General features: G+C 71.7%; 17 protein-coding genes. 8 read left to right on the top strand and 9 right to left on the bottom strand.

Features of this window, described 5'->3' with window-relative positions:
• Positions 1-215 precede the first annotated feature (215 nt).
• The gene (locus tag IE272_RS09760) at positions 216-1,805 is read left to right on the top strand and encodes a protein kinase domain-containing protein (RefSeq protein ID WP_050358316.1); all 1,590 of its coding nucleotides are present in this window, start codon (positions 216-218) and stop codon (positions 1,803-1,805) included.
• Positions 1,806-1,881: 76 nt separating this feature from the next.
• Here IE272_RS09760 and IE272_RS09755 read toward each other — a convergent pair whose 3' ends face one another.
• The 3 genes from IE272_RS09755 to IE272_RS09745 form a co-directional block, all read right to left on the bottom strand.
• Complete coding sequence (locus tag IE272_RS09755; RefSeq protein ID WP_050358317.1) at positions 1,882-2,913, bottom strand: phosphotransferase; 1,032 nt, start codon at positions 2,911-2,913, stop codon at positions 1,882-1,884.
• A gap of 176 nt (positions 2,914-3,089) precedes the next feature.
• On the bottom strand, positions 3,090-3,557 hold the full coding sequence (locus tag IE272_RS09750; protein WP_190006663.1) for a pyridoxamine 5'-phosphate oxidase family protein: 468 nt from the start codon (positions 3,555-3,557) through the stop codon (positions 3,090-3,092).
• Between the two features lie 91 nt (positions 3,558-3,648).
• The gene (locus tag IE272_RS09745; RefSeq protein WP_050358319.1) at positions 3,649-4,308 is read right to left on the bottom strand and encodes a response regulator; all 660 of its coding nucleotides are present in this window, start codon (positions 4,306-4,308) and stop codon (positions 3,649-3,651) included.
• 347 nt (positions 4,309-4,655) lie between these two features.
• Here IE272_RS09745 and pdhA point away from each other — a divergent pair, with 347 nt between their 5' ends.
• Genes pdhA through IE272_RS09730 form a run of 3 tightly spaced genes read left to right on the top strand, consistent with a single transcriptional unit; the run spans position 4,656 to position 8,283 of the window.
• The gene (gene pdhA / locus IE272_RS09740) at positions 4,656-5,816 is read left to right on the top strand and encodes a pyruvate dehydrogenase (acetyl-transferring) E1 component subunit alpha (protein ID WP_050358320.1); all 1,161 of its coding nucleotides are present in this window, start codon (positions 4,656-4,658) and stop codon (positions 5,814-5,816) included.
• 2 nt (positions 5,817-5,818) lie between these two features.
• Entirely contained in the window at positions 5,819-6,799 is a 981-nt protein-coding gene (locus IE272_RS09735) for an alpha-ketoacid dehydrogenase subunit beta (protein ID WP_050358321.1), read from the top strand.
• A gap of 11 nt (positions 6,800-6,810) precedes the next feature.
• Complete coding sequence (locus tag IE272_RS09730) at positions 6,811-8,283, top strand: dihydrolipoamide acetyltransferase family protein (RefSeq protein WP_098891405.1); 1,473 nt, start codon at positions 6,811-6,813, stop codon at positions 8,281-8,283.
• 84 nt (positions 8,284-8,367) lie between these two features.
• Here the strand turns inward: IE272_RS09730 and IE272_RS09725 are convergent, their stop codons facing one another.
• Positions 8,368-9,267 (bottom strand): D-alanyl-D-alanine carboxypeptidase family protein, encoded by a 900-nt coding sequence (locus tag IE272_RS09725; RefSeq protein WP_050358323.1) that lies wholly within the window; start codon positions 9,265-9,267, stop codon positions 8,368-8,370.
• 253 nt (positions 9,268-9,520) lie between these two features.
• Between IE272_RS09725 and IE272_RS09720 the strand changes: the two genes are divergently transcribed.
• Both IE272_RS09720 and IE272_RS09715 read left to right on the top strand, forming a co-directional pair.
• Positions 9,521-10,204 carry a GntR family transcriptional regulator gene (locus IE272_RS09720; RefSeq protein ID WP_190006662.1) on the top strand — a complete coding sequence of 228 codons (684 nt, stop codon included), beginning with the start codon at positions 9,521-9,523 and terminating at the stop codon, positions 10,202-10,204.
• Positions 10,201-11,511 carry an MFS transporter gene (locus IE272_RS09715; protein WP_050358325.1) on the top strand — a complete coding sequence of 437 codons (1,311 nt, stop codon included), beginning with the start codon at positions 10,201-10,203 and terminating at the stop codon, positions 11,509-11,511. The genes IE272_RS09720 and IE272_RS09715 overlap by 4 nt, the downstream gene beginning before the upstream one ends.
• A 75-nt stretch (positions 11,512-11,586) precedes the next feature.
• Here the strand turns inward: IE272_RS09715 and IE272_RS09710 are convergent, their stop codons facing one another.
• Positions 11,587-12,411, bottom strand: a complete 825-nt coding sequence (locus tag IE272_RS09710) for a maleylpyruvate isomerase family mycothiol-dependent enzyme (RefSeq protein ID WP_007447875.1) — start codon at positions 12,409-12,411, stop codon at positions 11,587-11,589.
• A gap of 221 nt (positions 12,412-12,632) precedes the next feature.
• Between IE272_RS09710 and IE272_RS09705 the strand changes: the two genes are divergently transcribed.
• Complete coding sequence (locus IE272_RS09705) at positions 12,633-13,433, top strand: carbon-nitrogen family hydrolase (RefSeq protein ID WP_057664597.1); 801 nt, start codon at positions 12,633-12,635, stop codon at positions 13,431-13,433.
• 81 nt (positions 13,434-13,514) lie between these two features.
• Here the strand turns inward: IE272_RS09705 and IE272_RS09700 are convergent, their stop codons facing one another.
• Positions 13,515-14,006: an LURP-one-related/scramblase family protein gene (locus tag IE272_RS09700; RefSeq protein WP_056702084.1), complete on the bottom strand. Its 492-nt coding sequence runs from the start codon at positions 14,004-14,006 to the stop codon at positions 13,515-13,517.
• 64 nt (positions 14,007-14,070) lie between these two features.
• Here IE272_RS09700 and IE272_RS09695 point away from each other — a divergent pair, with 64 nt between their 5' ends.
• Positions 14,071-15,888 carry an NHL domain-containing thioredoxin family protein gene (locus IE272_RS09695; RefSeq protein WP_056702082.1) on the top strand — a complete coding sequence of 606 codons (1,818 nt, stop codon included), beginning with the start codon at positions 14,071-14,073 and terminating at the stop codon, positions 15,886-15,888.
• Between the two features lie 30 nt (positions 15,889-15,918).
• Here the strand turns inward: IE272_RS09695 and IE272_RS09690 are convergent, their stop codons facing one another.
• From IE272_RS09690 to IE272_RS09680, 3 genes are all read right to left on the bottom strand, one after another.
• On the bottom strand, positions 15,919-16,629 hold the full coding sequence (locus tag IE272_RS09690) for a DUF4232 domain-containing protein (RefSeq protein WP_190006661.1): 711 nt from the start codon (positions 16,627-16,629) through the stop codon (positions 15,919-15,921).
• 166 nt (positions 16,630-16,795) lie between these two features.
• A complete protein-coding gene (locus IE272_RS09685) occupies positions 16,796-19,639 on the bottom strand; it encodes an AfsR/SARP family transcriptional regulator (RefSeq protein ID WP_190006660.1) in 2,844 nt (947 codons plus the stop codon).
• 183 nt (positions 19,640-19,822) lie between these two features.
• Entirely contained in the window at positions 19,823-20,047 is a 225-nt protein-coding gene (locus tag IE272_RS09680) for a DUF6458 family protein (RefSeq protein WP_190006659.1), read from the bottom strand.
• Positions 20,048-20,090: the final 43 nt, after the last annotated feature.

Raw genomic sequence — 20,090 nt, 5'->3', positions numbered from 1 at the left:
AAGCCGGGTGCCCGTTCCGTGACCCTACGCACAAGAAGCGTCTCGGAAGCGTTACAGGAAACGCATCAAATCCATGTGTAGGACGCGCCGGGCGGTCCGATGATCCTGCCGCAGCGGAACCGTGGTGTCCGGCGGAGGCTGTAGCGTGACGTGGCAATGCAGCAAGGCACCGTGAGAACCCGCGGACGCGCGGACAGATACGACGGCGAGGACTGATGGCACCCGATTCCGAAGCAAACGGCGGCGGAGTTTCGGATGGCTCCGACGCCTGGGGTGTCGGCGGCGTCGTCGGTGACGGACGCTACCGGATGACCTACCGGCTCGGCCGGGGCGGCATGGCGGAGGTCTACGCGGCGGAGGACGTCCGGCTCGGACGTACGGTCGCGGTGAAGCTGCTCCGTTCCGACCTGGCCGAGGACCCGGTCTCCAAGGCGCGCTTCACCCGCGAGGCACAGTCCGTCGCGGGCCTCAACCACCACGCGATCGTCGCCGTGTACGACTCAGGCGAGGACGTCGTGGGCGGCCAGACCGTGCCGTACATCGTGATGGAGCTGGTCGAGGGCCGCACCATCCGCGATCTGCTCCTGACCGCGGAGGCCCCGCCGCCCGAGCAGGCGCTGATCATCGTCTCGGGGGTGCTCGAAGCCCTCGCGTACTCGCACCAGCACGGGATCGTGCACCGCGACATCAAGCCCGCCAACGTGATCATCACGGATTCCGGCGCGGTCAAGGTGATGGACTTCGGCATCGCCCGCGCGCTGCACGGCGCGCAGTCGACGATGACCCAGACCGGCATGGTCATGGGCACTCCGCAGTACCTCTCCCCCGAGCAGGCGCTCGGCAAGGCCGTCGACCACCGGTCCGACCTGTACGCCACCGGCTGTCTGCTCTACGAACTGCTGGCGCTGCGGCCCCCGTTCACCGGTGAGACCCCGCTCTCCGTGGTCTACCAGCACGTCCAGGACATCCCGGTGCCGCCGTCCGAGGTCTCGGACGTGGTGCCGCCGGAGCTGGACGGTATGGCGATGCGCGCGCTGGCGAAGGACCCGGACGACCGGTTCCAGAGCGCCGAGGAGATGCGCGGGCTCGTCCAGTACAGCCTGCAGATGCTCCAGGTGCAGGGCGGCCACACGGGCACGTGGAACACCGGCCCGGTCGCGCTGCACGAGGGGGGCCAGACCCCGCCGCACGGGATGTCCGGCTCCACCCGCGCGATGGGCCACCCGATGCACGGGGACACCTCGCAGGGCCCGATCCTGCCGCCGTACAACCCGGACGACGGGGGTTACGACGGCGGCGGCCGGCGACGGTCCGGCGGCGGGCGCGGCAAGATGTGGCTCTTCGTCCTGCTCGCGCTGATCGCGATCGGCGCGGGGGTCGCCTTCGCCGTCAACGCCGCGAAGGACAGCGGCGGGAAGAAGGATCCGGTCACGCCGTCCACCTCGGTCAGCCAGTCCGAGGAGGAGCCCTCGGAGGAGCCGACCGAGGAGGAGGAGAGCGACGAGCCGGAGGACCCGGACACCTCCACCGGCGGTCAGACGGAGCCCAATCCGCCGCCGTGGACCCCGGACCCGACCCCGAGCGAGCCCTCGTTCACCCCGTCCCCGACCCCGACCGACACGGACGCCGGGGCATCGGACGGCAACACCAACGAGGGCAGCAGCGGCGAGCCCACCGGTGAGCCGACCGACCCGACCACCGACCCCGGCACCCCGGGCGGAGCCGGCGACGACGGCGGGGCCGGCGACGACGGCGGTACGGGCACGACGCCCGGCGAGACGGCGCTCGGCGCCACGACGGGATAACGCACCACCGCACCACCCCCTGAGCCCGGCGTGCGCCCTCGTGGCGCGCGCCGGGCTCACGCGGTGGTGCACCGCTTCACTCCGTGAAGGCCGCGCACACCGCCTCGTACTCCCGCGTCCACCACACCGCCAGGGCCGACACCGCGGGGAACTGCGGGTCGGCCCTGCGGTCGTCGAGGCGATAGCGCCAGCGGAGTATCCAGAAGTCGTTGAGCCGCTCCCACCACACCCGGTGCACCGCGGCCGCCAGCTCCGCGGCCCCCGCCCCGGCGGCCCGCCGGTAGGCGCGGGCGTACGCCCGAACCTTCGCGAGGTCCAGCTCCCCGGCCGGGCGGACGAAGAAGATCGCCGCCGCCCGTACCGCCTCCTCGGCGCGCGGCTGTACGGCCAGCCGGTCCCAGTCGACGATCGCGACCGGGTCGGCGCCCCGGTAGAGCAGGTTCAGCGGGTGGAAGTCCCCGTGCACCCAGCCGGTGGCGGGCCCGTCCGGAGTGGGCGGGCGACGGTGGGCGTGCTGTTCGAGCAGGGCGCGGCGCTCCACGAGCCGGTGCACGGCGAGTTCGTCGAAGGCGTCGCGGGGGGCGTCCCGGTCCTCCTGCCCGCGTGCGGCGGCCAGCAGGTCGTCGATCAGCTCGAAGGTGTCGGCGGCGTCCGGGCTGCGGTGCCCCGGCCGGGCGGGCGGGCTCGTCGGATGCGGGCCGTCGCGCGGCGCCATCACCTGTTCCAGGCCGGTGTGCACGGCCCCCAGGAGCGCTCCGAGCCGACGGGACTGGGAGAGGGTCAGCTGGGAGCCGACCCGGTGGAGGCCGTCGACCCAGGGGTGCAGGGCGTAGCACCGTTCGCCGATCACGGTGACGGTGTCGCCCCGGGTGTCCGTCAGGGGCGGGACGACGGGCACGCCGAGCGACTGCAGGCGTTGGGTGGCGCGGTGCTGGCGCACGATCGCGGCGCGTTCGCCGCTGGTGTCGTCCAGGTGCCTCTTGTCGAGATGGTGCTTGAGAAAGTAGGAGCCGCTCGTGGTGGAGACGCGGTATCCGTGGTTCAGCAGGCCTTTGGTGATCGGCTCGCAGGCGAGCGGCTCGCCCACGCCCGGGTAACGGCGCAGCACCTCGCCGACCGGGGGAACAGGTGGACGAGTGACATATGAGCGCGGCACTTACCAGATGTTAGATCACTCTGCGTGGCCGCTCGGCGGACTTGCGGTCACGCCCGGAGGTGCGCTAGTGGGCTGACGTCCCGGAAAGGGCCGGGGCTGCCGGACACCCCTCCCGGAGCCTCGACACCTCAGAAGTTCAGCGTGTGTTCCGTGACGAAGTGGGGGTCGACCCGGAGATAGGCCGGAGCGAAGGGCTCCTCGTTGACGGAGACGGGCGCGGCCCCGAACAGTCGCTCCTGTTCGGGACAGGGGTGCACGATCTCGGCGGGGCCGGTGAACTGCACCGACCACAGGTCGCCGCCGTCGCCGGAGGCCGCGTCGTTGTAGTTGTCCGCGCCGTACGCCACGACGCTCCCGTCGCACGCCTCGTGGTGGCCGAAGCCGCTGTGCATCCGCAGCAGGATGCGGCCGTCGCACACGATGTGCCGGGCCACCGTCAGGAACGGCAGGGCCCGCATGCTGGTCGCGAGGCGGCCGTACGGGACGCGGCGGAGCAGTTCGATGGGCTCGACTCTCCGGATCGGCTCGGTCCGCTCGATCGTGCCGGTCGGGGCCCGCCGGATCGTCCCGGCCGCGGGGAGTTCGTCGAAGGACATGGATTCCACTGTCCCCCGGCCGTAGGGGGAGCGTAAGAGTCGCCTGCCCCGGGTGGCACGGGACCAAAGTCCCGCCGCGGCGCGCGGCGGCTCAGCGGCGCTCGGCCTGGAGCCGCGCGACGTACGCGGCGGCCTGCGAGCGGCGCTCCATGCCCAGCTTGGACAGCAGACTGGAGACGTAGTTCTTGATGGTCTTCTCGGCGAGGTGCAGGCGTTCCCCGATGACCCGGTTGGTCAGTCCCTCGCCGATCAGGTCCAGGATCTTGCGTTCCTGTTCGGTGAGGCCGGCGAGCTTGTCGTCGCCCCTGCCGGTGCCGCCGTCGCGCAGCCGCTCCAGCACCCGGGCGGTCGCTACCGGGTCCAGCAGGGATTTTCCGGCCGCCACGTCCCGTACGGCATTCAGCAGTTCATTGCCGCGGATCGCCTTCAGCACATATCCCGAGGCACCCGCCATGATCGCGTCGAAAAGCGCCTCGTCATCGGCGTACGAGGTGAGCATCAGGCATTTGATGTTCTCGTCCTGGGAACGGACTTCCCGGCACACCTCCACCCCGCTGCCGTCCGGCAGCCGTACGTCGAGCACCGCCACGTCGGGACGCGTCGCCGGGATCCGCACCAGGGCGTCCGCGGCCGTACCGGCCTCGCCGACCACCTCGATGTCCGCCTCGACGGAGAGCAGCTCATGGACGCCACGCCGGACGACCTCGTGATCATCGAGCAGAAATACCGTGATTTTTCCATCTTCGCGCACGATCGCAGTCTCACACACTCGCCTCTGCTCCGCTCTTCCCTGGGGCTGATCCGCGGGATAACGTGCCGTTGTTCCGGCGGCCTGCAAGGCTGTTTCCAGTGCCCTGACCAGCAGAGCTTCGCGATTTTTTCGATTTACTTGGAAATCCAAGCAAAATCGCAGGTCAGATAGGGTTTCGCAGTTCTGCGACGCACTGGGTAACGTGCCTATGACAGGGCGCTCGCCGGGGCACCTGTCACGCCTGACTCCGGCCGACCGGCACCCACCCCGTGCGCGGCTCCGGATCCAGGCGAGCCGCACTGGTTCCCGGCAGACCCCGGGGGCCGGACCGACGGAGGAGCACGCACGTGACCGTGGAGAGCACTGCTGCCGCGCGTAAACCGCGACGCACCAGTAAGCGGACCAGCGCCGCGAAGAAGCCGCAGAGTTCCGAGCCCCAGCTCGTACAGCTGCTGACGCCCGAGGGCGAGCGCGTCGAGCACCCGGACTACAGCATCGACCTGAGCGCCGACGAGCTGCGCGGCCTGTACCGGGACATGGTTCTCACCCGCCGCTTCGACGCCGAGGCGACCGCCCTCCAGCGTCAGGGCGAGCTGGGCCTGTGGGCCTCGCTGCTCGGCCAGGAGGCCGCCCAGATCGGCAGTGGCCGGGCCCTGCGCGACGACGACTACGTCTTCCCGACCTACCGGGAGCACGGGGTCGCCTGGTGTCGCGGTGTCGACCCGACCAACCTGCTCGGGATGTTCCGCGGGGTGAACCACGGCGGCTGGGACCCGAACAGCAACAACTTCCACCTGTACACGATCGTCATCGGCTCGCAGACGCTGCACGCCACCGGCTACGCCATGGGCGTCGCCAAGGACGGCGCGGACTCCGCCGTGATCGCGTACTTCGGTGACGGGGCCTCCAGCCAGGGCGACGTCGCCGAGTCGTTCACCTTCTCCGCGGTCTACAACGCTCCGGTCGTCTTCTTCTGCCAGAACAACCAGTGGGCCATCTCCGAGCCCACCGAGCGCCAGACCCGCGTGCCGCTCTACCAGCGCGCCCAGGGCTACGGCTTCCCCGGCGTCCGGGTCGACGGCAACGACGTCCTCGCCTGCCTGGCCGTCACCCGCTCCGCGCTGGAGCGCGCGCGCCGGGGCGAGGGCCCGACCCTCGTCGAGGCGTTCACCTACCGGATGGGCGCCCACACCACCTCCGACGACCCGACGAAGTACCGGGCCGACGAGGAGCGGGCCGCGTGGGAGGCCAAGGACCCGATCCTGCGGCTGCGCTCGTACCTGGAGAAGGAGAAGCTCGCGGACGAGGCCTTCTTCACCGCCCTGGACGAGGAGAGCGAGACCCTCGGCAAGCGGGTGCGGGAAGCGGTGCGCGCGATGCCCGACCCGGACCCGATGGCTCTGTTCGAGCACGGCTACGCCGACGGCAGCTCCCTCGTGGACGAGGAGCGGGCCCAGTTCGCCGCCTACCAGGCATCGTTCGCCGACTCTGCCGAGGAGGGCAAGTAGCCATGGCCGTGGAAAAGATGTCCATCGCGAAAGCGCTCAACGAGTCGCTCCGCCTCGCCCTCGACAACGACCCCAAGGTCCTCATCATGGGTGAGGACGTCGGCAAGCTCGGCGGCGTCTTCCGTATCACCGACGGACTCCAGAAGGACTTCGGCGAGGACCGGGTGATCGACACCCCGCTCGCCGAGTCCGGCATCGTCGGCACGGCGATCGGCCTGGCCCTGCGCGGCTACCGCCCGATCGTCGAGATCCAGTTCGACGGTTTCGTCTTCCCCGCGTACGACCAGATCGTCACGCAGCTCGCCAAGATGCACGCCCGCGCGCTCGGCAAGATCAAGCTGCCGGTCGTCGTCCGTATCCCGTACGGCGGCGGCATCGGCGCGGTCGAGCACCACAGCGAGTCCCCCGAGGCGCTCTTCGCGCACGTCGCGGGCCTCAAGGTGGTCTCGCCGTCCAACGCGAGCGACGCCTACTGGATGATGCAGCAGGCCGTCCAGAGCGACGACCCGATCATCTTCTTCGAGCCCAAGCGGCGTTACTGGGACAAGGGCGAGGTCGACACCGAGTCCATCCCCGGCCCGCTGCACAAGGCCGTGACCGTCCGCGAGGGCAGTGACCTCACGCTCGTCGCGTACGGGCCGATGGTGAAGGTCTGCCTGGAAGCGGCCGCGGCCGCCCAGGAGGAGGGCAAGTCGATCGAGGTCCTGGACCTGCGCTCGATGTCCCCGATCGATTTCGACGCCGTCCAGGCGTCGGCGGAGAAGACCGGCCGGGTCGTGGTCGTCCACGAGGCGCCCGTCTTCTACGGCTCCGGCGCGGAGATCGCCGCCCGGATCACCGAGCGCTGCTTCTACCACCTCGAAGCCCCCGTGCTGCGGGTCGGCGGCTACCACGTCCCCTACCCGCCGGCCCGGCTGGAGGACGAGTATCTGCCCGGCCTGGACCGGGTGCTCGACGCCGTCGACCGCTCGCTGGCGTTCTGAGGAGAGGGTTCGTGACGACGATGACCGAAACGTCTGCTCGCTTCCGTGAGTTCAAGATGCCCGATGTGGGCGAAGGACTGACCGAGGCCGAGATCCTCAAGTGGTTCGTCCAGCCCGGCGACACCGTCACCGACGGACAGGTCGTGTGCGAGGTCGAGACCGCGAAGGCGGCCGTCGAGCTGCCGATCCCGTTCGACGGGGTGGTGCACGAGCTGCGCTTCCCCGAGGGCACGACCGTCGACGTCGGCCAGGTGATCATCGCGATCGACGTGGCCCCGGGCAGCGGTGACGCGCCTGCTCCGGCCCCGGCCGCCGCCGCTCCGGTCCAGGAGCCGGTGGAGGCCGCCGGTTCGGGCGACGGTGACGCGCCGAAGGGCCGTACGCCGGTCCTGGTGGGCTACGGCGTCGCCGAGTCCTCCACGAAGCGCCGCCCGCGCAAGGGGGCGTCGGCCGCTCCGGAGGCCGCCGCCGTCGCGGCCGCGGTGCAGGCCGAGCTGAACGGGCACGCGGCGCCCGCTGCTGCCGCTCCCGCTCCCTCGGTGCCGGCACAGGCCGGTGCCCAGGACGGCGGCCGTCCGCTCGCCAAGCCCCCGGTCCGCAAGCTCGCCAAGGATCTGGGCATCGACCTCGCGACGGTGGTGCCGACCGGCAAGGACGGCATCATCACCCGCGAGGACGTCCACGCGGCGGCGGCTCCGGCCGTGGCTCCCGGGGCGGCCCCGGTTCCGCCGGCGCCCGCGCCGGTGACCGCAGAGGCTCCGGCAGCCGCTGTCCCCGCCTCCGCCCGGGAGACCCGTATCCCGGTCAAGGGCGTCCGCAAGGCCATCGCGCAGGCGATGGTGGGCAGCGCGTTCACCGCGCCGCACGTCACCGAGTTCGTCACGGTCGACGTGACGCGCACGATGAAGCTCGTGGCCGAGCTCAAGGAGGACAAGGACATGGCGGGGGTGCGGGTCAACCCGCTCCTGATCATCGCCAAGGCCCTCCTCGTGGCGATCAAGCGGAACCCCGAGGTCAACGCCGCCTGGGACGAGGCCAACCAGGAGATCGTGCAGAAGCACTACGTGAACCTGGGCATCGCGGCGGCCACCCCGCGCGGTCTGATCGTGCCGAACATCAAGGACGCGCACGACAAGACGCTGCCGCAGCTCGCGGCGGCCCTGGGCGAGCTGGTCACCACGGCCCGGGACGGCAAGACGTCCCCGGCGGCGATGGCGGGCGGCACGGTGACCATCACCAACGTCGGCGTCTTCGGTGTCGACACCGGTACGCCGATCCTCAACCCGGGCGAGTCCGCGATCCTGGCGGTCGGCGCGATCAAGCTCCAGCCGTGGGTCCACAAGGGCAAGGTGAAGCCGCGTCAGGTCACCACGCTGGCCCTGTCGTTCGACCACCGTCTGGTCGACGGCGAGCTGGGCTCCAAGGTGCTGGCCGATGTGGCGGCGATCCTGGAGCAGCCGAAGCGCCTGATCACCTGGGCGTAGCGCGTTTGTCGGCAGCCTGTACGCAAAGGGGCCCTGCTCGCACCGTGGGTGCGGGCAGGGCCCCTTCGTATGCCGTTCTCCGCGCTACTTCTTGAAGCCGTAGTCCATCAGCTTCTTCGCGTCGGCCGTGCGGTTCGCCTCGGAGGACGACGTGAGCACCGTGCCGATGACCGTCTTGCCCTTGCGGGTCGCGGCGAAGACCAGGCAGTACTTGGCGGTCGGGCCGGAGCCGGTCTTGACGCCGATGTCGCCGCTGTAGCTGCTGAGCATCTTGTTGGTGTTGCTCCACGACATGTAGCGGTAGCCGCCGCTCTTCGTGGTCACCTTCTGCTTCGTCGACTTGGTCTTGACGATCGAGCGGAACGTGGAGTTCTTCATCGCCTTGCTGGCGATCTTCGTCAGGTCACGGGGGGTCGAGTAGTTGTTGCCGCCCCCTATGCCGTCGAACGAGTCGAAGCGGGTGTTCTTGAGCTTGAGGCTCTTCGCCGTGGCGTTCATCTTGCCGATGAACGACTTCACGCGGGCCGCACGGGTCTTGCCGGAGCCGAACTTGTCGGCCAGGGCGTACGCGGCGTCGCAGCCGGAGGGGAGCATCAGGCCGTAGAGGAGCTGGCCCACGGTGGGCTTGTCGCCGACGATCAGCCGGGCGGACGAGGCGTTCTTCTTGACGATGTAGTCGCTGTACGCCTTCTGGACCGTGACCTTGGACTTCAGGTTCACGTTCTTCTGCGACAGGACCACCAGGGCCGTCATGATCTTGGTGGTGGAGCCCGTGGAACGGCGGGTGTCCGCGGACTTGGTGAAGAGGGTCTTACCCGTGCCGTTGTTCATCACGAAGCCGCCCTTGGCGACGATCTTCGGAGTCGGCGGCGTGGCGGCGTGCGCCGTGGAGGCGAAGGCGCTGCCCGCGAGCACCGCACCGGCGGTGAGGGTCACGGTGGCCGTGACGGTGACGCGATTGATGCGCTTGATGCCGATTTTCAACTGAACGCTCCAAATGCCCCTGATATGCGGCCACATAAGGGTGCCGCTCGCAGGTGAGACTCCTGGGGCGGGGCAATGGATGTGTTACTGATCGGGTGAATTTGCGCAGGCTTGACCATGGGGCGGGGCGGGCGGTGCGCGCCCGGGGGCGGAGGCTCGACTTCCGGTCGATTCCGTCGGTGCGGGCCGCTGTGCCGGTCCAGGATCCGGACGCCTCTCCCTCATGCGTCCATGTTGTATCTATGCTGTGCGCATGTCTGCCGCGCCCTCCGCCCCCGTACAGCCGCCGACCTCCTCCCTGAAGCGCCCGCCCGCCGCCGAGCGCGTCTACACGCACATCAAGGAAGCCGTCCTGGACCGCCGCTACGAGGGCGGGACGCTGCTCACCGAAGGGGACCTCGCCGACGCGGTCGGCGTCTCCCGGACGCCGGTGCGCGAGGCGCTGCTGCGGCTGGAGGTCGAGGGGCTGATCAAGCTCTACCCGAAGAAGGGCGCCCTCGTGCTCGCCGTCTCCGCGCAGGAGATCAAGGACGTGGTGGAGACCCGGCTGCTGGTCGAGGAGTTCGCCGCGCGCAAGGCGGTGCCCGCGTCCGCGCAGTTGATCGCCCGGCTGGAACAGCTCCTTCAGGAGCAGCGGCAGTTGGCGGAGGACGGCGACCTGGCGGAGGTGGCCGTCAAGGACCGCTGTTTCCACGCGGAGATCGTGAAGAACGCGGGCAACGAGATCCTCTCGCGCCTCTACGACCAGCTGCGCGACCGTCAGCTGCGGATGGGCGTCGCGGTGATGGAGGCCCACCCGGGCAGGATCGAGGCCAACATCACCGAGCACGGTGAGCTGCTGGAGGCGATCCGGGCCGGGGACGCCGACCTGGCGGCCCTGGTCGTGCGCCGCCATGTCGGCCGGGTGCGGGTGCTGGTGCGGGGTGAGGACCGGTGAGTTCGGCGGCCGCGCCCACCCTGTCGCTGCCCGGTGACCCGCCCGGAGGCCGGCGTGCCGGCTGGATCTGGGGCATCGGTGTCGCCGTCTACTTCGTCGCGATCATCTTCCGTACGAGCCTGGGCGTCGCCGGACTCGACGCCGCCGACCGGTTCGACGTCAACGCCTCGGCGCTGTCCACGTTCTCGATCCTCCAGCTCCTCGTCTACGCGGGCATGCAGATACCCGTCGGCCTGATGGTCGACCGGCTCGGCACCAAGAAGGTCCTCACCATCGGGGCCGTCCTGTTCACCGTCGGGCAGCTCGGCTTCGCGCTCTCCCCCTCGTACGGCATGGCGCTGGCGGCCCGCGCGCTGCTCGGCTGCGGTGACGCGATGACGTTCATCAGCGTGCTGCGGCTCGGCAGCCGCTGGTTCCCGGCCCGGCGCGGACCGCTGATCGGCCAGGTCGCGGCGCTGTTCGGGATGGCGGGCAACCTCGTCTCGACGCTGTTCATCGCGCGGGCGCTGCACAGCTACGGCTGGACCGCGACGTTCGTCGGCAGCTCGCTGGCCGGTGTCGTCGTGCTGGTGCCGCTCCTGTTGTTCCTCAAGGACCACCCCGAGGGCCACGAGCCGCCGCCCGCCGAGCACGCCGGGGCCGCGTACGTCCGTCGGCAGATCGCCGCCTCCTGGCGGGAGCCGGGGACCCGGCTCGGGATGTGGGTGCACTTCACCACCCAGTTCCCGGCGATGGTGTTCCTGCTGTTGTGGGGGATGCCGTTCCTGGTCGAGGCGCAGGGGCTGAGCCGGGGCACGGCGGGCACCCTGCTCACCCTGGTGGTGCTGTCCAACATGGTGGTGGGGCTCGTCTACGGGCAGATCATCGCCCGCCACCACGAGGCACGGGTCCCGATCGCGCTGGGCACGGTGGCGACGACGGCCCTGCTCTGGGCGTCCGCGATCTTCTACCCGGCCGACCACACGCCGATGTGGCTGCTGGTCGTCCTGTGCGTGGTGCTCGGCACCTGCGGACCGGCCTCGATGGTCGGCTTCGACTTCGCCCGGCCGGCCAATCCGCCCGAGCGCCAGGGCACCGCCTCGGGAATCGTCAACATGGGCGGGTTCGTCGCCTCGATGACGACCCTGTTCGCCGTCGGGGTCTTGTTGGACGCCACGGGCGACAACTACCGCATCGCGTTCGCCTCGGTCTTCGTCCTGGAGGCGCTCGGCGTCAGCCAGATCCTGCGGCTGCGCCGTCGGGCGGCGCTCAGGGAGCGTGAGCACCACGTGGTGAGCCGCGTCGAGGCCGTGCACGTACCGGCGTAGCCGTCTCCTTCGCGCTCGGCGGCGCGCCCGTCGCCCATGGTCCGGGACGGGCGCCGCCGGGGCACGGGGCCGGTGCTACGGGGTCACGGCGAAGTTGTCCAGGATCGCGGTGGCGAGCTCCTGGTCGCCCTCGACCTTGATCCGGTCGGCGACCGCCGTGTGACGGACCCGGCCGCAGGCGAGCCGGACGTACGTCTCCCAGTCCAGCGACAGCGTCACGGCGGGGCCCAGCGAGGGCGCGCCGTCCACCGAACCGCGGCCCTCCGCGTCGACCCGTACGGTGCGCAGGAACTCCACCGGCCCGTGCACGTCGAAGACGACCGCCGAATTCGCGGGTGCGCCGGCCTTCTTGGCGACCACCTTCGGCAGTCCGGCGAGCAGCATGTCCCGGGTGATCAGGGCGCCGGGGGAGTCCAGGTTGCCGGGCTGCCCGAGCGTGGCGCGCAGGTCCTGCTCGTGCACCCAGACGTCGAAGGCCCGCAGGTTCAGCGCCGTTTCGAGGGTCTGCTCGGCGCCCAGCGGCGCGCGGACCTTGGTCTCGGGGCTGCGCGACTCGTTGCGGATCTGGCGGGCCCGGCGGATGAGGACGTACTCCAGCTCGGCGGTGATCTCCGGGGAGGTGTGGTGCCGCCGGACGTCGACCTGCATCTCCATGTAGCGGGCGAAGTCGCTCTGTACGTGGTAGAGGTCGCGCGGCAGGGTGTGGATCGGCCGGGGGTCGCCGAGCATCTCGCACTCCATGCCGATGACGTGCGACACGATGTCGCGCACCGACCATCCCGGGCAGGGCGTACGGCGGTTCCACTCGCCCTCGGCGAGGGGCTTCACCAGCTCGGCTATCGCCTCGATGGAGTGGGTCGCGGCGTCGGTGTAGGGCTGGAGGCTGGGATGGACGGTCACGGGACCCCTCGTGCGGTTCTGCGGTGCATGGGCTGGAGAGCAGGGAGTGCTGGCGGGTGGGCTGGCACTGACGGCGCTGTCGGCGAGCTGCGTGGGAGGTTCGACCGCCGGACCCACCCGGCGGTGGGTCCAAGTTACGCTGCGAGCAGGCACCCCGGCAGTGCTTTGGTGTGACGATCGTAGGCCCGTGTTGACGGCTCGAATGCCAGGACGGTGGTAGTGTGCGCGCCTCCCTCATCCAGATCGCAGTGGACCCGGACGAATCCGTCGAGGACCGCAGGGTACGAGCGGCCTCGTTGGTGGTCGCCCAGCAGGGCGCTGACCTGGTGGTTCTCCCTGAACTATGGCCGGTCGGGGCATTCGCCTACACCGCCTTCGAGGCGGAGGCCGAGCCGCTGGAGGGCCCCACGCACGAGGTGATGGCGAAGGCCGCCGCCGAGGCCGGGACCTGGCTGCACGCCGGCTCCTTCGTCGAACGGGCGGACGACGGCACCCTTTACAACACCAGCCTGGTCTTCTCGCCCCAGGGCGAGCGCACGGCCGTCTACCGCAAGATCCACCGCTTCGGCTTCGACAAGGGCGAGGCGGTGATGATGGGCGCGGGCGAGGAGCTGGTGACCGTCGCGCTGCCGGACACCACCCTGGGCCTCGCCACCTGTTACGACCTGCGCTTCCCGGAACAGTTCCGGGGGCTCGTCGACGCGGGCGCCGAGGCGCTGGTCGTCGTGGCGGGCTGGCCCGAGCGGCGCCGCGCCCACTGGACGCTCCTGGCGCAGGCCCGCGCCGTGGAGAACCAGTCCTACGTGCTCGCCGTCGGAACGTCGGGCACCCACGGTGACATCCAGCAGGCCGGGCACAGCATCGTCGTCGACCCCTGGGGCGAGGTGCTGGCCCAGGCAGGCGCGGACGAAGAGGTCCTGACCGTCGAGCTGGACGCGGACAAGGTGCGTGCGACCCGGGAGCAGTTCCCGGCGCTGAAGGACCGCCGGCTGGGGCTGGCCCCGCCGCGCCTCAGCTCCTAGAGGACATCCCGGGGTTCGCTGTTTCACGTGAAACAGCGCGCGCGTACGTGAAACGGCGAACTCCCGCGCACGGGCAGCCGCTCAGTCCTCGTTCTCCTTGTCCGCCAGCACGATCACGCACATCGCCACCGCGATGAGCAGCGCGGTGTCGGCGTCGTCCCGGACGACGTCGATGCCGTACGTGTCCCGGAGGGTGAGCCATCGGCGCGAGATCTGGGCCAGCAGTTCGCCGTCGTACTCGATGGCGAACTCGCGGTCCAGGATCCTGCCGCTGACGTCCAGCTCCGTGCCGTCCACCAACGTCACCCGGTAGTGGTTGCGGAGCAGCGACAGCCGCTTGCGCTTGACCTTGGCCAGCTCCTCGCCACCCCGCTCGATGAGCATCGTGTCGCGCAGGCTGATCAGCTTCTGCCGCAGTTCGACCAGGATCCGGCCGTCGGCGTCCTTCAGCTCGAAGGTGTCGCGCAGCCGCATCGCCTTGCCGTCGACCAGGAAGACCTTGCGGCCCCCGTCGTCCTCGATCCAGTAGTCGTCGCCGATGGCGAACAGCCGCTCACGTACGAGAAGTCTCATGCGACACAGGTTCCCCCGGGGTCCGGCGGAATGCGTGCAGGCGGTCACGGTGTTGACTGGTGGCATGGCATCACGTGCACGCGTCCGCGCCCCCGAACTCATCGGCAAGGGCGGCTGGCTCAATACAGGCGACCAGCAGTACACCCTCGCTGACCTGCGAGGGCGCATCGTCATCCTCGACTTCTGGACGTTCTGCTGTGTGAACTGTCTGCATGTCCTGGACGAGCTGCGCGAGCTGGAGGAGAAGCACCGCGACACCGTGGTGATCATCGGCGTCCATTCGCCGAAGTTCGTCCACGAGGCCGAGCACCGGGCCGTCGTCGACGCCGTCGAGCGCTACGAGGTCCACCACCCCGTCCTCGACGACCCCGAGCTGGCCACCTGGAAGCAGTACGCCGTACGGGCCTGGCCGACGCTCGTCGTGATCGACCCCGAGGGCTACGTCGTCGCCCAGCACGCGGGCGAGGGCCACGCACACGCCATCGAGAAGCTCGTCGAGGAGCTGGAGGCCGAGCACGCCGCCAAGGGCACGCTCCGCCGCGGCGACGGCCCCTACGTGGCGCCCGAGCCCGTCGCCACGCACCTGCGCTTCCCCGGCAAGGCGCTCCTCCTGCCGGACGGGGGCTTCCTGGTCTCCGACACCACCCGCCACCGCCTGGTCGAGCTGGACGCCGACGGCGAGACCGTACGCCGCCACTTCGGCACGGGCGAACGCGGGTTGAGCGACGGCGGCCCGGACGAGGCCCGGTTCAGCGAACCGCAGGGCCTCGCCGTGCTCCCGGACGGCCGGGTCGCCGTCGCGGACACCGTCAACCACGCCATCCGCGCCCTGGACCTCACGACCGGCGTGACCAGCACGCTCGCCGGGACCGGCCGCCAGTGGTGGCAGGGGGCCCCGACCAGCGGTCCGGCGCGCGAGGTGGACCTCTCCTCGCCGTGGGACGTCGCCTGGTTCGGCGACCGGCTGTGGATCGCCATGGCGGGCGTGCACCAGCTGTGGACGTACGACCCGGAGAGCGCGACCGTACGCGTCGCCGCCGGGACCACCAACGAGGGCCTGGTCGACGGGCCGGCCGCCGAGGCCTGGTTCGCCCAGCCGTCCGGGCTCGCCGTCTCCGCCGACGGGGAGCGGCTCTGGGTCGCCGACTCGGAGACCTCCTCGCTGCGCTGGGTCGACCGCGACGAGCACGTCCGCACCGCCGTCGGCACCGGCCTCTTCGACTTCGGCCACCGCGACGGGGCCGCCGACCAGGCACTCCTCCAGCACCCGCTCGGCGTGACCGCGCTGCCCGACGGGTCCGTCGCGATCAGCGACACGTACAACCACGCCCTGCGCCGGTACGACCCGGCCTCCGGCGAGGTCACCACCCTGGCCACCGACGTCCGCGAGCCCAGCGACGCGGTGCTGGTCGACGGCGATCTGGTCGTCGTCGAGTCGGCCCGCCACCGGCTCACCCGGCTCCGGCTGCCCGAGGAGGCGGTCCGGGTCGCCGACCAGGCGCACCGCACCCGGCGGGCCGCCACCGAGATCGCCCCGGGCGCCCTCCGCCTCGACGTCGTCTTCCAGGCGCCCTCGGGCCAGAAGCTGGACACCCGCTACGGCCCCTCGACCCGGCTGCTGGTCTCCGCGACCCCGCCCGAGCTGCTGGCGGAGGGCTCCGGCGCGGGGACGGACCTCGGGCGCGACCTGGTCCTCGCGGACGGGGTCACCGAGGGCGTGCTGCACGTGTCCGCCATGGCGGCGTCCTGCGACGACGACCCGGCCAACGAGTACCCGGCCTGCCATGTGCACCAACAGGACTGGGGCGTCCCCGTCCGCGTGACCGCGGAGGGAACGCCCCGGCTGCCACTGGTGCTGGCGGGCATGGACGAGCAGGACTGAGGGGGACGACAGGCGGCCCGCCCGGGCCGCCTAGAAGTCGTCGGCGCCGTTGCGCAGCTCGGTGGTCCAGTAGCCCGTGGCCCACTTCTGCGGGTTGACGGAGAGGCCCTCGGGGGCGGGGGACTTCACGACCGCCATGCCGCCGCCGTTGGCCTTCAGCGTGACCGTGAACTCCTTCACCGTCTCGGTGCTCTCCTTGCGGCCGCCCTCGGACATGCGCACCGCGACATAGGCGGACTGACCGGGCTCCAGGATCACCGGGGTCTGCGGCTTGCTCTTGGCGACGGGCGGGACGATGCCCCGCGCGTTGTCCAGGAAGTGGGTGTGCGGGTATTCCTTCATCTCGCAGCCGGCGCCGGAGGTGTTCTTCGCGCTCAGCGTGAGGTGGGTGTAGGGCGGGCCGTCCTGACGCTCGGCGGTGATCTGCAGACCCTCCGCCGTGCAGAGGGGAGCGGAGGCCTTGGCGGACGTGCCGGCGGAGTCCCCGGAGCCGCCGGCGCTCTTGGTGGTGCCCGCGGCCTGCGCGGTTCCGGTGCCGCTGCCGGTGGATCCCGTGGTGCCGGTCCCGGCCGCGTCGTCGGCGGCCTTCGGGGTCTCGGCGGCGACGGTCGCGGAGTCGCTCGCCGCCGAGCCCTCCGAACGGGTGCCGGTGCCGTTGTCGCCGCAGGCGGTGAGCGTGAGAGCGAGGGCGGCCGTGGTCGCGGCGGCCAGGACGGTGGTGCGGTTGCGGAAGGTGCGCATGGAGATTCCCCCGAAGTGACGGTGAGGCGGACGTCCGGTCAAGACGCTCGCCCTTGAGCGGCTGACAGGAACGACTCTGCCCGCCGCCGCTCACGTATCGCTGCTGTCCCGCTGACGTCCTGCTGACGTCGGGTCCGGCGGTACCGCACCGGAGGGTCCGCTCCGCTCAGCTCTCCTCGGCGAGCCGTCGCAGCGCCTCGTCGTGGCGCCGCCGGAACTCCGTCCGCGAGGACACCCGCAGCAGCGCCTCCAGGGCCCGTACGGCCCCCTCGTCGTAGCCGTCCCGTTCCGCCTCCTGCGCGGCCCGGTCCAGCAGCCGTACGCCGTCCTCCTCGTCGCCCAGGGCCAGTCGGGCCTCGCCGCAGACGGCCAGCAGCAGCGAGCGGCGTGCCGCTTCCTCGTGCTCGGGTCCCAGGTCGAGCGCGGTCCGGGCACAGTCGAGGGCTTCCTGGGGGCGGTGCGCGGTGAGGTGCATCCGGGCGAGGTGCTGGAGCGTGAGCATCTCCGTGTGCCGGTCCCCCTCCCTGCGGGTCAGTTCGACGGCGCGCGCGCAGTTCTCCAGTGCGGTGGGGAGCTCGCCCAGTTCGGCCTGGACGACCGCCAGGTTGACCAGCGCGGTCGCCTCGCCCAGCGGGTCGCCGGCCTCCCGGGCGAGCACGGGCGAGCGCTCCAGCAGAGCCGCGGCCTCGGCGGTACGGCCCTCCTCCGTCAGCACCCAGCCCAGCAGCGTGAGCACCCTCGACTCCGCGTACGCGTCCTTCTCGGCGCGCGCCGACTCCAGGGCCAGTTCCAGCAGCGGGGACCAGCTGTCCCGCACCCGCCACACCATCTGCGGCCACTGGAGCAGGATGATCCGCCAGGCCCGGTCGTCGAGCCCCGCCTCCCGGGCCGCGAGGGCGGTCAGCGCGAGGTCCTCGCGCTCGGTGGCCAGCCAGCGCATCGCCTCCGCACGGTCGGCGAAGTCCTGTACGGCGCTGGGCCGGCGGAAGTCCTCCGGGAGCACGAAGCAGGGCTCGCCGCCGGGCTCCGCCGTGTCGGCGGCGGCCAGGGCGGTGGCGATGCAGTGGTCGAGCACCCCGATCAGGGCCTCGCGCGCGGACGCCGGGTCCAGGCTCCGGGCGTAGAGGCGCACCAGGTCGTGCAGGACCCACCGCCCGGGGGCGGTCTCGGTGACGAGGTGGGCGGCGGCCAGTTGCTCCAGCGCCGCCCTCGCGGTGACCGGATCCGTCCCCGCGAGCGCGGCCGCCGCGTACGGGTCGTAGTGGCCGCCGGGATGGTGGCCGAGCCGCGCGAGCTGGTGGACGGCCCCGGGCGGCAGATGCTGGACGGTGAGCCGCAGCGCGGCGGCGACCCCGGTGTCGTCCACGTCGAGATACGCCAGGCGCCCGCGCTCGTCGGCCAGTTCGCCGGCCAGCGCGGCCAGCGTCCAGCGGGGCCGTCCCGCCAGGCGGGCCGCGGTGACGCGCAGGGCGAGGGGCAGTCCGCCGCACAGCTCGGAGAGCCGGCGGGCCGCCACCGGTTCGGCGAGGACCCGCTCCTCCCCCAGCACTCCGGCGAGCAGCGCCGTGCCGTCGTCGGTCTCCAGCGTGTCGAGCGGGACCGGCCGGGCGGCGTCCGAGGCGATGAGCCCCTCCAGCCGGTGGCGGCTGGTGACCAGCGTGACGCAGTCGGCGCCGCCCGGCAGCAGGGTCCTGACGGTGGCGGAGTCGCGGGCGTTGTCCAGGACCACCAGCAGCCTGCGGCGGGCGGTCAGCGAGCGGAACAGCGCGGCGGCGGCCGGCACGGACTCCGGAACGCGGCGCGGGGAGACGCCGAGCGCGAGCAGGAACTCCCGCAGGACGTCGATGAGCGCGGGTTCCCCGGCCGCGCTGAACCCGCGCAGGTCGGCGAAGAGCCGCCCGTCCGGGAAGAGCGCGGGGTTGCGGTGCGCCCACTGGAGGGCCAGCGCGGTCTTGCCGACCCCGGCCGGCCCGGTGACCAGACAGACGGGCGCCTCGCCCGCCGCCGAGCGGCTGAGCGCGGCCAGCTCGGCGGCGCGCCCGTGGAAGCCGCGGGGCGCGCGGGGCAGCAGGTCGACGGGGTGCGGGTCGCCGGCGGGGGACGGGGGAGCGGCCGGGAACGGCGGACGCGGCGGGGCGGGAGCGGCTGCGTCCGTACCGCCCCCGGCGACACGGGACGGACCCCCGGCGCCGGACGAGCCCCCGGAGCCGGGCGGCACGGCGGCAGGGGAGGCCTCGGCGGACTTCGGCGGGGCGGCGCCCGGGGGCCCCGGGGCGCCGCGCAGGATCAGCGCGTAGGCGTCGGCGAGCTCGTGCCCCGGGTCGATGCCCAGCTCGTCGGCGAGGAGCCGCCTCGTACGGTGGAAACGGTCCAGGGCCTCCGACTGCCGCCCCGCCCGGAACAGGGCCAGCATCAGTTCCGCGGCCAGCGACTCGCGCAGCGGATGCGCCGCCGTCTCCGCCGTCAGCAGGGCGGCGGCCCGGTGGTGCTCGCCGAGCGCCCCGTACGCGCGGGACAGCTGCTCGACCGTCGCCAGCCGCGATTCCTCCAGGGAGTGCGCGGCCACCCGGAGCGGCGGACCGGCGAACGCCCCGCTGAGCGCCGGGCCCTGCCACAGCGACAGGGCCTCCTTGAACATCAGCACGGCGTCGGCGGGGCCGCGCTGCTCCCGTGCCAGCATCAGCAGTTCCTCGAACCGCTGCGAGTCCAGCAGCGTCTCCGGGGCCCGCAGCACGTACGCGTCGCCGAGGGTGGCCAGCTCCACTCCGTACGCCTCCGCGTCCGCGCCCGCCAACAGGGCGCGCAGCCGGGAGACATGGCCCTGGATGACGCCACGGGCCTGGGACGGCGGCTCGTCGTCCCACAGGCACTCCGTCAACCGCCCCAGGGAGACGGGCGTGTTGGCGGACAGCAGCAGAGCGGCGAGCAGACTGCGCCGTTTGGCCGGCCCCAGGGGAAGGGGCCCGGTGAGCGTTTCGACGGAGACCGTGCCGAGCAGCCGGAACTCCACGAGCGGCTCCCCTTCCGGGCGGGACGCACCCACGGTGGGGGCGCGGGATCCGCCCCAGAATATCGGGGATTCCGCAGGTCCCGCGCAGAGCCGAGCGACGCGGTGACGGCTTTCGGCCGTTCACGCCGACCGGTGGTCGCACGGGCCGTCAGCGGCAGTGCGGACCGGTCGTCGTGCGGGTCGTCAGCGGTAGCGGTGCTCGTCGTCCGAGACGACGGTGGTGGTGGTGGGCGGCACGACCATCCGGCGGCGCCGCGCGATGCTCATGTAGACGAAGACCCCCACGAGGCCGACGAGCATCATGATCCAGCCGACCAGGCTGACGTTGACGGTGTCCATCTGCCAGTCCGTGGCGAACGCCAGGATCGCGCCCCCACCGATCAGGAGAATGCATCCTCCGAGTCCCATGAATCCCGCCTCCTCGACCGCCCGGTGAGTCCGGGCCGGTGTA

This window comes from Streptomyces anulatus (assembly GCF_014650675.1).
GTDB lineage: Bacteria > Actinomycetota > Actinomycetes > Streptomycetales > Streptomycetaceae > Streptomyces > Streptomyces anulatus.
Note: the sequence above shows the minus strand (reverse complement) of the source record. Positions and strands in the feature narration are given on the sequence as shown.